Origin of the sequence: Microbacterium sp. H6 (genome assembly GCF_003314775.1) — a bacterium.
Classification (GTDB): Bacteria; Actinomycetota; Actinomycetes; order Actinomycetales; family Microbacteriaceae; genus Microbacterium; species Microbacterium oxydans.
This window is the reverse complement of sequence record NZ_QOAY01000288.1, coordinates 343-12,161: the sequence shown is the minus strand read 5'-3', so window position 1 is coordinate 12,161 and position 11,819 is coordinate 343. Positions and strand designations below refer to the sequence as shown.

At 67.9% G+C, this 11,819-nt stretch carries 12 protein-coding genes; 8 read left to right on the top strand and 4 right to left on the bottom strand.

Annotated features, from left to right (window positions below):
* Positions 1–1,179 (bottom strand): MFS transporter (locus tag DSP71_RS18555; RefSeq protein ID WP_113681785.1); only part of this gene is annotated, 1,179 nt, incomplete at its 3' end.
* 187 nt (positions 1,180–1,366) lie between these two features.
* Between DSP71_RS18555 and rpsO the strand changes: the two genes are divergently transcribed.
* From rpsO to DSP71_RS18540, 3 genes are all read left to right on the top strand, one after another.
* Positions 1,367–1,636 carry a 30S ribosomal protein S15 gene (gene rpsO, locus DSP71_RS18550; protein ID WP_017830938.1) on the top strand — a complete coding sequence of 90 codons (270 nt, stop codon included), beginning with the start codon at positions 1,367–1,369 and terminating at the stop codon, positions 1,634–1,636.
* A 170-nt stretch (positions 1,637–1,806) separates the two neighbouring features.
* On the top strand, positions 1,807–2,676 hold the full coding sequence (locus DSP71_RS18545) for a hypothetical protein (protein WP_061015466.1): 870 nt from the start codon (positions 1,807–1,809) through the stop codon (positions 2,674–2,676).
* Entirely contained in the window at positions 2,669–2,998 is a 330-nt protein-coding gene (locus DSP71_RS18540; RefSeq protein ID WP_058630511.1) for a transcriptional regulator, read from the top strand. Before DSP71_RS18545 ends, DSP71_RS18540 begins: the two co-directional genes overlap by 8 nt.
* A gap of 6 nt (positions 2,999–3,004) precedes the next feature.
* On the opposite strand, the gene DSP71_RS18535 is transcribed toward DSP71_RS18540, so the two are convergent.
* Complete coding sequence (locus DSP71_RS18535; RefSeq protein ID WP_058630512.1) at positions 3,005–4,009, bottom strand: isopenicillin N synthase family oxygenase; 1,005 nt, start codon at positions 4,007–4,009, stop codon at positions 3,005–3,007.
* 151 nt (positions 4,010–4,160) lie between these two features.
* Here DSP71_RS18535 and efeU point away from each other — a divergent pair, with 151 nt between their 5' ends.
* The 3 genes from efeU to efeB are packed head-to-tail and all read left to right on the top strand — an operon-like array spanning position 4,161 to position 7,676.
* Positions 4,161–5,105, top strand: coding sequence for an iron uptake transporter permease EfeU (efeU, locus tag DSP71_RS18530; RefSeq protein ID WP_113681783.1), 945 nt, complete (start codon positions 4,161–4,163; stop codon positions 5,103–5,105).
* Complete coding sequence (efeO, locus tag DSP71_RS18525) at positions 5,102–6,334, top strand: iron uptake system protein EfeO (RefSeq protein WP_113681782.1); 1,233 nt, start codon at positions 5,102–5,104, stop codon at positions 6,332–6,334. Before efeU ends, efeO begins: the two co-directional genes overlap by 4 nt.
* Before the next feature lie 37 nt (positions 6,335–6,371).
* Complete coding sequence (gene efeB, locus DSP71_RS18520; protein WP_179515949.1) at positions 6,372–7,676, top strand: iron uptake transporter deferrochelatase/peroxidase subunit; 1,305 nt, start codon at positions 6,372–6,374, stop codon at positions 7,674–7,676.
* Positions 7,677–7,680: 4 nt separating this feature from the next.
* On the opposite strand, the gene DSP71_RS18515 is transcribed toward efeB, so the two are convergent.
* The gene (locus DSP71_RS18515) at positions 7,681–8,556 is read right to left on the bottom strand and encodes a serine hydrolase (protein WP_058630515.1); all 876 of its coding nucleotides are present in this window, start codon (positions 8,554–8,556) and stop codon (positions 7,681–7,683) included.
* Between the two features lie 10 nt (positions 8,557–8,566).
* Entirely contained in the window at positions 8,567–9,709 is a 1,143-nt protein-coding gene (locus tag DSP71_RS18510) for an acyltransferase family protein (RefSeq protein WP_113681781.1), read from the bottom strand.
* A gap of 110 nt (positions 9,710–9,819) precedes the next feature.
* Here DSP71_RS18510 and DSP71_RS18505 point away from each other — a divergent pair, with 110 nt between their 5' ends.
* Positions 9,820–11,046 carry an LLM class flavin-dependent oxidoreductase gene (locus DSP71_RS18505; protein ID WP_046748303.1) on the top strand — a complete coding sequence of 409 codons (1,227 nt, stop codon included), beginning with the start codon at positions 9,820–9,822 and terminating at the stop codon, positions 11,044–11,046.
* A 1-nt stretch (position 11,047) separates the two neighbouring features.
* Positions 11,048–11,692 (top strand): FMN reductase, encoded by a 645-nt coding sequence (locus DSP71_RS18500; RefSeq protein ID WP_113681780.1) that lies wholly within the window; start codon positions 11,048–11,050, stop codon positions 11,690–11,692.
* Positions 11,693–11,819 lie beyond the last annotated feature (127 nt).

Genomic DNA, 11,819 nt, shown 5'->3' with positions numbered 1-11,819 from the left:
CGTCAGTGTCGCGAGCGTCCCCGCGTACAGCGCCCCGACGCGGGGGCCGCCGGCGACGACGACGACGAAGAGTCCCTGGAGGCGTCCGCGCATCGCGTCGGGCACGGCGGCCTGCATCATCGTGTTGCGGTAGATCGAGCTGACGTTGTCGGAGGCGCCGGAGAGCGCCAGTGCGATGCACGCGGCGATGATGAGGCCCACGTGTGGCTCGACCTCGCTCGCCGGTGCGGAGAGCGCGCCGATGAGCAGCACGGCGCCGAAGAGCAGGATCGATGCGCCGTAAGCCTCGACGGCTCTCGCGATCCCTCGACCGTGCCAGCGGTACTGCACGACGCGGCCGGAGAACAGACTCGAGGTGAAGGTCCCGACGGCGACCGCGGCCGTCAGGATGCCGGTGGTCAGTGCTCCGCCGCCGAGGAGAACCGTGCCGAGCGCCGGGAACAGCACGAGCGGCTGTCCGAACGTCATCGCGATGATGTCGATGATGTACTGCATGCGGATGTTGCCGGCCCTGCGGAGGAACCGCCAGCCGTCGACCAGAGACTCGAGTCCGGGGCGGACGACCTCGCCCTCCGGGCGCAACGCCGGCAGCGTCCACAGCCCGAGGAACATCGACAGCATCAGCACCACGTCGATCGTGTAGGTCCATCCGTAGCCGGTGAGGGCCACGAGGAGGCCAGCCAGCGCGGGACCCGCCATGACGGTGAGCCCGAAGGCGACGCCGTTGAGTGCCGACGCCGCGGCGAGCTTTTCCCGCGGGATGAGACGCGGGACGATGGCGGTGCGCGTCGCCATGCCCACGGAGTTGGCGGCCGAGTTGATCATGCTCAGGGCGTACAGCCACCAGATCGTCTCCGTGCCCGTCCAGGTGAGCGCGGCCAGGAGCGCTGTGGAGGCGAAGGTGACGGTGGCGGCGATGAGTGCTACCCGGCGCCTGTCGAACGCGTCGGCGAGCATCCCGCCGTACAGGCCGGCGAGGATCATGGGTACCAGTCCGGCGACGGCGATCATGGAGACGGCGAAGGTGTTCTGCGTGAGCTCGAACACGTGCAGCATGACCGTCACGATGGTGAGCTGGCCGCCGATGCCCGCCAGGGTCGAGCCGATCCACATCCGGGCGAATGCGGGGCTGGATGCGAGAGGGGAGAGGTCGATCAGATGACCGCGTCTGGGGGTCACGCTTCGGACTGCTTCTGCACGGTTCGAGACTAGTTGACCACCGCCGACATCCCTTCGGTGCCCGTGTCACCCGAGCGAGCCGACGACTGGTAGACTCGTCAGGTTGCCGTTTGATCGGCCGCGGATAAAGAGAGCCCACGCATCAGGCGTCGGGCGCCGCGCAACAAGCTGAAAGGGGATCGAATCTATGGCACTGGAAGCAGACGTCAAGAAGGCGATCATCGAAGAGTACGCGACGCACCCCGGTGACACCGGATCCCCCGAGGTGCAGGTCGCGATGCTGACGCAGCGCATCAAGGACCTCACCGAGCACCTGAAGGAGCACAAGCACGACCACCACTCGCGTCGTGGTCTGTTCCTGCTCGTGGGTCAGCGCCGTCGTCTGCTCGGCTACCTCCAGGACATCGACATCGCGCGCTACCGCTCGCTGATCGAGCGTCTCGGACTTCGCCGCTAAGGCACCGCGACCCCTGCGTTCAATCGCGCAGAACATTCTTGAGAAGGCCGTCCCACGGTGTGGGGCGGCCTTCGTCGTGCCCGCGTGCGTAGCGGTGCCGGTTGCCACCCGCCTGACTTTCCGATAGGAAAGTCATAGAGCTTTCCACCTGGAAAGCGGGGGAGGTCGTCATGGAGCAGAAGCCGATCGAAGGTCAGGACGCTCTGGTGCCCCCGGACCCGGAGACCGCTCGGCGCTATCTCGAGACGGTGGAGGCGGTGGTGGACCGGCGTGACCGTGCCGTCGACCGACGCGCTCTCGCCCGACTGCAGATCGGCAACGCCGTGGTCATGGCGGCGTATTTCGTCGCCTTCGCGCTCGTCCTCCGGCAGGACGACGTGCTGGCGTCGCAGATCGTGCTGTTCACTCTCCTGGTCTGGGGGCAGCTGTCCGCCGGGATGGCGCAGCGCACGGGTATGCAGTGGCGGATGACGCGCTCGCGGTGGCCGCTGCTGCTCGGCGGCGCAGTGATCGTCATCGGTGCCTTCGTGGTGTTCGGGTTCGCTGCTCTGGATACGCGACTTCCCGTCGGGGTGGTGCTCATCCCGGCAGCCATCGTGCTCGTCGGAGTCGGAGGGCATGGCGTCGTGCAGCTCATACGGGCTGCGGGTGACCCGCGTCGTCCGCGTCCGGCTCCCCGGCCGCTGCCGCGTCGGCTTCGTTGGGGCACCGTGCTCGTCGGCGTCGCGTTCGCCGTGCTGACGATGCTCGCGGGATCGCCGGACGACGTGCTGAGGAGCGTCATCACCCTGCTCGTGATGCTGTGCCTCGTGGCGTGGATCGCCGCCTCCGCCTCCGAGCTCGGTCTCCCCGCAGTCGGCGCGTCCTGGCGCTGGCCGCACCTCACCGTCTTCTTCGTCGCCGCCTGCATACCCGTGGGCATCGTCGTGGGATCCGGATCCCTCGGCAACCCAGGAATCGCCGGCGTGTGTGCCGGTGCCGGCGTGATCGCGTCGTTCGTGGCTGTCTCCTTCGTCGCGGGGCACGGCGAACGTGCGTGAGTCCGCCTCCGTCCCGCACCCGCGCACGCGGCTGGACGACAACTTCGCCTCGCCGATCCGGTTCTCCCTCATGGCCGGACTGGGCGACGGGATGGAGCTCGACTTCTCAGCCCTGCGGGAGATGCTGCAGTGCGGCGACTCGCCCCTGAGCAAGGCGATCGCGCACCTGCAGGCCGCCGGGTATGTGGTCGCGCGCAAAGGCACGGTCGGGGGGCGCTCGCGCACCTGGGTGCGTCCGACGAAGGCGGGGCGTGATGCCTTCGCCGCGCACCTTCAGGCACTGCGCGAGATCGTCGCCCTCAGCGGTGGGGCGGAACTGTGACGTCCCTCAGGCGGTCGCGCCGACGAGGTCGGGGTGATGGATCGCCGCGACATCGGGGTGCGCACGAAGCCGAGACTTGAGCGCGTTCTCGCCGTAGGTCGCATGGATCGGATTGCCGGGATCCTCGGTGACTCCGGTCGCTTGCGCAGCGAGGTCAGCGGGGAGCTCGAGCAGTGGCAGCTGCTGATCGAGCGCGGGGTTGAAGAAGAACGGGATCGAGATGCGCTCCTCCGGTGCCCGCGGTGAGATCACACGGTGGTTCGTGGCCTTGAGGTATCCGCCGGTGGCGTACTCCAGCAGCTCGCCGATGTTGACGACGAAGGCGCCGGGCACCGGGGGAGCAGAGACCCACTCACCGTCACGCTCGACCTGGAGTCCGCCCTTGCCGGGCTCGACCCACAGCAGCGTCAGCACACCGGAATCCTTGTGCGCTCCGACGCCCTGCTGCGGTTCCGGCTCGTCCGTGCCCGGGTATCGCACGATCTTGATCAGAGTCGACGGATCGCGGAACGGCTCGTCGAAGTAGGTCTCGTCTGCGCCGAGAGTGACAGCCCAGGCGCGAAGAAGCTTGCGCGCGATCTCGGTCAGGGTGTCGTGCCACTCCGTGACGATCTCCTTCAGCTCCGGCTGGGCTGCGGGCCAGAGGTTGGGGCCGGTGAGCCGGTTGAAGGCGGGGCCGCCGTCGACGGGTTCGCGCTCGGGGCCGATGTCGATCTGCTCGCGCCAGTCGACCTTCCCCTGCGTCCGCTCGCCGCCCACTCGGGTGTACCCGCGGAAATGCGGACTGTTCACGTTCTCGATCGCGAGCTTGTCCTCTTCGGGCAGGGCGAAGAAGTCGAGCGCCGCCTGATGGAGCCGGGCCTCGAGCTCGGGGGAGATCCCGGTGCCGGTGAGGTAGAAGAAACCGACGTCGTGCGTCGCGGCCCGCAGTTCTTCACGGAATCGTGCGGCGGAGTCGGGGCCTTCGTCGAGCTGGGAGAGGTCGAGGACGGGGAGCGAGAGTTCAGCCATGGACCGAGGCTACGTCGCCTGGACGGGGAGGGTGCTCTGTGTTGCAATCCATTACTTCCCGCCGTCGGGGTTCGGAGCACGTCGATCGCGGTGCTAGAGTCATCCTTCGGTAAGGGCCGCCTTACCTCAGTCACCGCAGAGAGTGTTTTCCGTGCTCGCCACTTTTCTCATCGGGCTCCGCGAGGGTCTCGAAGCCGCGCTCGTCGTCGGTATCCTCGTCGCCTACCTCCGTCGTCTCGGCCGGAAGGATGCCCTCCCGAAGATGTGGGCAGGAGTCGGTCTCGCTATCGTCCTGGCGCTCGGCATCGGAGCTGTGCTCACGTTCGGTGCGTACGAACTGACGTTCCAGGCGCAGGAGCTGATCGGCGGAGGTCTCTCGCTGCTCGCCGTGACCATGGTGACCTGGATGATCTTCTGGATGCAGCGCGCTGGTCGCAGCATGAAGGCCACGCTGGAGGGCGGTATCGATCGCGCCCTCACCGCCGGCGGGCTCTGGGCCCTGATCGCCATCGGCTTCGTGTCGGTCGCGCGCGAGGGTATCGAGACCACGCTGTTGCTGTGGTCGATGGTCCAGTCCTTCGGAGACGCCCCCTCGGCGCTGCTGGGCGCGCTGCTCGGACTGATCGCTGCCGTGATCATCGGCTGGCTGATCTCCCGCGGCGCGCTGCGACTCGATCTCCGCCGCTTCTTCGCCTGGACGGGGGGCTTCCTGGTGATCGTCGCCGCCGGTGTCCTCGCCTACGCGCTCATGGACCTCCAAGAGGCCGGAGCGCTCCCTGGCCCGTTCACCGCTCTGGCCCCGATCGATGCGGTGACCGGGGGCGTGGCCGTCGGATGGGCGGCCTTCCCCTTCGGCTGGGCATTCGACGTGTCGGCGACGATCGCCCCGGGCGGCCCTCTCGCCTCGATCCTGCAGGCGACCATCGGATTCATGCCGGCGATGACCTGGTTGCAGGTCGTCGCCTGGGTCCTCTACATCTCCGTCGTCGGATGGCTGTACATCCGCGGCCTCCGCTCGAGCCGCGCGGCGAAGCCGCAGAGCCCGACGGAGCCCTCATCGACATCTCCCTCCCTCTCACCTCAAGGAGCAGCATGACCACCTCGCACCGGATCCTGGGGGTGCTGGCCGCCACCGGCGCCGCGGCGCTCGTCCTCAGCGGCTGCGTCGCGAAGAGCGATGCACAGGCCACGGCGGCGTTCGACGTCTCGTCGACCGACAGCGACTGCGCCGTGTCGGCGTCGACAGCCGAGAGCGGGACTCTCACCTTCGACGTCAAGAACGACAGCGGTCAGGTGACGGAGTTCTACCTTCTCGCCGAGGACGGGCTCCGCATCGTGGGTGAGGTCGAGAACATCGCACCGGCAGCATCGCGCACATTGACCGTGGTCGCCCAGCCGGGCGACTACTTCACCCTCTGCAAGCCGGGCATGGTCGGCGACGGCGTCGGGAAGACGGCGTTCACCGTCACCGGGGACCGTGTCGCGGTCGACGGGCCCGATGCCGAGCAGAAGCAGAAGGCGGTCGATCTCTACGGTGCCTTCGTCAAGGATCAGGTCGGTCAGCTCGTCCCCGCCGTCGAGGACTTCGTCGCCGCCTACGAGTCCGGCGACGACGAGACCGCCCGCACCCTGTTCCCGCAGACTCGCGCCTTCTACGAGCGCATCGAGCCCGTCGCGGAGGCGCTGGGCGACCTCGACCCGCGCATCGACTACCGCGAGGTCGACGCCGTCGCCGAGAAGCTCGATTGGACGGGCTTCCACCGCATCGAGAAGGATCTGTGGGTGCCTGCGCAGGACGCGCTGAACGCGGACGGTGAGACCCCTGCGTGGCAGGACTGGGCGCCGTCGACACCGGAAGAGCGTGCCGATTACGGCGACCTGCTGCTCGCCGACGTGCAGGAGCTGTACGACTACGTGCACTCCGACGACTTCACCACCGCGCTCGACGACCAGGGCATCGGCGGCATCTCCAACGGAGCGATCGCGTTGCTCGATGAGGTCGCGACCGGCAAGATCTCCGGCGAGGAGGACTGGTGGTCCGGCACGGATCTGTACGACTTCGCGGCAAACGTTGAGGGCTCCAAGATGGCGTTCTCGCTCGTGCAGGAGTTCGCCGCCGCACAGGGCGATCAGGGCAAGGAACTGGTCGCCGAGATCGAGTCCGGTTACACCGCCCTCGAGGACTCGCTCGCGACCCACGGTTCGCTCGCAGCCGGATTCGTGGGCTACTCGGAGTTGACCGAGGCCGACAAGCGCGAGTTCACCGATCTGATCAACGCCCTGGCCGAGCCGCTGTCGCAGCTCACCAGCACGGTCCTCGACTGATCAGCGTCGAGTCGGCCCACCGGATACGATCACGGACGTGAACGAGTCAGAAGCGGGTGCCGCGCACGGCGAATCGACGTCGGGCGGGGCATCCACCCCGACCGGACTGAGCAGGCGCGGCCTTCTCGGGCTGGCCATCGGTGGCAGTGTCGCGGGGCTCGCTGTCGGGACCGGCGCCGGCCTTACCGGGGGAGTCGCACTGGGGCGTGCCAGGGCTGCCGATGACGCGCATTCGGCCTACGACTTCTTCGGAGAGCATCAGGCGGGCATCACCACTCCGGTGCAGGACCATCTGCACTTCGCCAGCTTCGACATGATGCCGCGCACCGACCGCGATGACCTGATCTCCCTGCTGCAGGACTGGTCGTATGCGGCGTCGCGCATGGCGCAAGGACTCGAGGTCAGCGCGACCGGCGCGGTCGGCGGACCGGCCGAGGCGCCTCCGGACGATACGGGAGAGGCGCTGGGTCTGCCCGCTGCAGGACTCACGATCACGTTCGGCTTCGGACCCGGTCTCTTCGAGAACGAGGACGGTGACCGGTACGGCATCGCCGCGCAGCGGCCGGCGGGGCTGGAGCGTCTGCCCGCCTTCCTCGGCGACGACCTCGATCCTCAGACCTCTCACGGTGACCTCTGTGTCCAGGCCTGTGCCGACGACCCCCAGGTGGCGGTGCACGCCATCCGCAACCTCAGTCGCATCGCGTTCGGCCGCGCGCGCCTGCGCTGGTCGCAGCTCGGCTTCGGCAAGACGTCGCGCACCACGGCGACGCAGGCGACCCCGCGCAACCTCTTCGGATTCAAGGACGGCACCGCGAACATCCTCGCCGACGACACCGAGGCGCTGAGGGATCACGTCTGGGTCGCCGCGAAGGACGAGCCGGCGTGGCTGGCCGGTGGCTCCTATCTCGTGGCCCGGAAGATCGCGATGCTCATCGAGACCTGGGACCGGGTGCGGCTCTCCGAGCAGGACACGATCATCGGCCGCGACAAGGGCGAGGGTGCACCGCTCTCCGGCGGCGATGAGTTCACCGCTCCGGACTTCCACGGCAAGGCGATCGACGCCGACAGTCACATGAGCCTCGCGCACCCGGAACACAACGACGGCATCCGCATCCTCCGCCGCGGCTACAACTACGTCGACGGCAACAACGAGCTCGGTCGGCTCGACGCCGGGCTGTTCTTCCTCTCGTATCAGCGCGACCCCGCGCAGTTCATCGCGTTGCAGCGGCGGTTGTCGACCGACCTCATGAACGAGTACATCCGCCATGTCGGTTCGGGCGTCTGGGCGGTGCCGGCGGGCGCGAAGCCGGGGTCCTACGTGGGAGCCGCGCTGTTCGCCTGAGCTGTCACGGCTCGCGTGTGCTCGTGAGCGTCTCCACCGCGAACGCAGCGATGGCATCGGCGCCGAAGTGATCGTCGGCCGTGATGGTCACCACGGCGTCGTCGAGGAAGATGAGCAGTTGGCCGTAGGCGCCGTGAAGTCTCCACGCCGGCCCGGGGCCGCCCCATCCTGCAAGGGCGTAGCGATCGTAGTCCGCGCTCTCGCCGGCGACCCGCCATTGCGTGTGCATCGCGTCGGTCCATTCTGGGGCGATCAGCTGTCGGCCCTCCCACGCGCCGCGTTCCCTGATGAACAGGCCGAGGCGCGCCAGCTCATCGGTGCGCAGGGGCAGGCCCCCTCCCGCGGCGATGCGACCCTGAGGGCTGCGCTCCCATTCCACGTCATCGATGCCGAGCGGTCGGAACAGTCGGGCGTCGAGGTATTCGCCGACATCTCCGACGCGCGCGGCGAGCGCGGCCATGGCGGTGTACGTGCTCGCGTTCGAGTACTGGAACGAGCGTCCGCTCGACGGGCGTCGCAGGAACTCGCGGGCCAGGTCCGGCCAGTCCGTCAGCAGCGTCTCGGACCACGGCAGATCGATCCCGCTGGTCATCGAGAGCAGATCCCGCAGCGTGACGTCCTCGACGCCATCTCCCAGCTCGAAGTCGGGGAGGTAGATGCCGACGGGCACGTCGAGCGACACCGCGCCCTCGTCGGCTGCCATTCCCGCAGCCAGAACGCAGACACCTTTCGCGATGGAGTGGACGTCCTCCCGCACGTCGTCGGTCCAGCGATGTTCAGCGGTCTCGGTGGCGACGCGGACGTGCAGCCCGTGAGCGCCGAAGTCCGTCTCCTCGATGCGTTCGACGATGCGGTCTCGGACGGTCTGTGCGCGGCTCACGCCTTCGAGGCTATCGCCCTGGCTGGCGGGGGCGTCGTGAGCCCGTCGGGTCGTTCCGGCGCCCCTCCTTGGAGGCGAGCGCCGGGTCGGCGAACAGCCACCCTGGCCGGGGTTCCACCAGGGGGCGGAAGACCCACCTGACCGGCTTCGTCGCCAGCGCGAGGGCGATCAGCACCGACGCCACGGTGACGAGGGGGAGCCAGATCCAGGTCGGCTCGAGGCTCTGCAGGACCCCGCTCTCGCGGAAGGGGTACAGCACGAACGAATGCAGCAGGAACACGTACATCGTGTACTGCCCGAATGTCGTCCACCAGTGGGCGCCCCGCGGGATGAGGGCGAAGAAGGCGGCGCTGAGCACGACGGCGAGCATCATCAGGAGTATCCGCACCCCGCCGGCCCACCACTGCTCCCCGCCCAGATCGGCATAGGAGTCCTCGTAGAAGAGCCAGTGCCGCAGATCGGCCGCCTGCCACAGCGGAAGCCAGTTCCAGGCGGCCCAACCGGCCAGTGCGAAGATCGCGACGGCGCCGCCGCGGATCCACCAGGGACGGAAGTCGAGGAGACGGAACCTGTCCACGATGTCGTGCTCGCGCAGCCACCAGCCCAGAGTGAAGAAGGGAAGGAGCCCCAGGGTGCGGGACAGCGAGAACGTGCTGTCGACGTTCGGCAGGTATCCCACGCCGACCGAGATCACCACTGTCCACAGCAGTGGCCACCGAAGCAGCGCGAGGTACGGGAGCACGAGCCGGAAGATCCCGAGTGCGAGGAGGAACCACAGCGTCCAGCTCGGCTTCGTGATGTTCGGATCGACCTGTCCCTCGACGAGCCACTTGGTGAGTGTCCACAGCGTCTCGAAGATGACGTAGGGGAGCAGGATGTCCGTGATCACCCTGGCCATCTGCGTCTTGGAGGGGGAGCCGGACTTCGAGAAGTAGCCGGAGATGATGGCGAACGCCGGCATGTGGAACGCGTACAGCGCCAGGTAGAACGCGAAGGCGATGTCGGAGTCGTACGTCAGGCGCTGGATCGCGTGACCGAGCACGACGAGCACGATGCAGACGTATCGTGCGTTGTCCCAGAACGGCACACGCCTCCGCCTGCGGGGGACCGATCCTGTGGTGGGCCCTGAGACGTCGGCGCCGGCACTGCTCATCGTTCGAGGCTACAGGCCGGGAATAAAGTTGATGTAAGCGCGTTGACACAGATACATTCAAATGAATAGAACGGGATGCGAGTCGTCCGGTTCGGAGACACGGAGCAATCATGAGCGAGCAGTCAGGCGCGCAGGCGATGCAGTTCGGCATCATGTCGGTCAGCGACATCACCCGCGATCCCACCACGGGAATCACCCCCAGCGAGCAGGAGCGCATCAAGGCGACGACGGCGATCGCCGTGCACGCCGAAGAGGTCGGACTCGACGTCTTCGCGATCGGCGAGCACCACAACCCGCCGTTCTGGTCCTCCAGCCCCACGACCTTCCTGGCGGCACTAGCCGCGCAGACCGAGCGCCTCATCGTCTCCACGTCGACGACGCTCATCACCACGAACGACCCTGTGCGCATCGCCGAGGAGTACGCGATGCTGCAGCACGTGTCCGACGGCCGCATGGACCTCATGCTCGGCCGCGGCAACACCGGCCCGGTGTACCCGTGGTTCGGGCAGGACATCCGTCAGGGTCTGCCGCTCGCGATCGAGAACTATGCCCTGCTGCACAAGCTGTGGCGCGAGGACGTCGTCGACTGGGAGGGCAAGTTCCGCACCCCGTTGCAGGGCTTCACCTCGACGCCCCGTCCGCTCGACGGCATCGCCCCGTTTGTGTGGCACGGCTCCATCCGCACCCCGGAGATCGCGGAGCAGGCCGCCTACTACGGAGACGGATTCTTCGCGAACAACATCTTCTGGCCGAAGGAGCACTACCAGCGGCTCATCGAGCTGTACCGTCAGCGCTTCGAGCACTACGGCCACGGCACGCGCGAGCAGGCGATCGTGGGACTCGGCGGCCAGGTGTTCATGGCCGCGAAGTCGCAGGACGCGGTGAACCAGTTCCGCCCGTACTTCGACAACGCGCCCGTGTACGGTCACGGTCCGAGCATGGAGGACTTCACGGAGATGACCCCGCTGACGGTGGGCTCTCCGCAGCAGGTGATCGACCGCTACGCCGGCATGCGCGAGCACTATGGCGACTACCAGCGTCAGCTGTTCCTCATCGACCACGCTGGTCTGCCGTTGAAGACGGTCCTCGAGCAGCTCGACATCCTCGGTTCCGAGGTCGTCCCCGTGCTGCGCAAGGAGCTTGCGAAGGACCGCCCCGCATCCGTGCCGGACGCGCCGACCCATGCCGCGCGCGTCAAGGCCGAGTTCGGTGACGGGCCGACCCGTCAGGCGCGCCCCGGTGCGAACCGCGGAGACAACCTCACCGGGGACTCGCCCTACCAGGACACCCCGGCGCCCGCGGGTGCCGCCTTCGGACTCGGCCGGAAGGAGGCCTGACATGACCACGCGTCGTATCGCCGTCGTCTCGGCGGGATTGTCGAACCCGTCGTCCACCAGGATGCTCGCCGATCGCCTCGCGGCCGAGACCGTGAAAGCCCTCGCCGCACACGACATCGAGGCGAGCGTCGACGTGATCGAGCTGCGCGACTATGCGCACGACATCACGAACAACATGCTCACCGGCTTCGCGCCGCCGGCGCTCGAGACGGCGATCAACACCGTGGTCTCCGCCGATGCGCTGATCGCTGTGACGCCGATCTTCTCGACGAGCTACTCGGGCCTGTTCAAGTCGTTCATCGACGTGCTCGACCCGGACGCCCTCACCGGGAAGCCCGTGCTCATCGGGGCGAACGCGGGCACCGCCAGGCACTCGCTGGCGATCGACTACGCGATCCGCCCGCTGTTCGCGTACCTCCACGCCGAGGCCGTCTCGACCGGAGTGTTCGCGGCATCAAGCGATTGGGGCGGCGGGGGCGACGACGTCGCTCCGCTCGCCAAGCGTGTGGAGAAGGGGGCGAAGGAGCTCGCGGAGGCGATCGCACGTCGCGGAGCCTCCGAGACGGTCGATCCCTACGACCCTGCCACGTACCTGGGTGAAGGGCGCTCGTTCGGCCACATGCTCGGCGGTCTGGCGGGCGAGTGAGTCGCGCATGACGCCATCGACGATGTCCGAGGGATGTCGTACGGTGGCGTCATGCCAACGCACCCCGCCATCGTCGCGCTCCAGGACCGACTGACCGGAACCCTCGTCCTTCCCGCAGACACGGCGT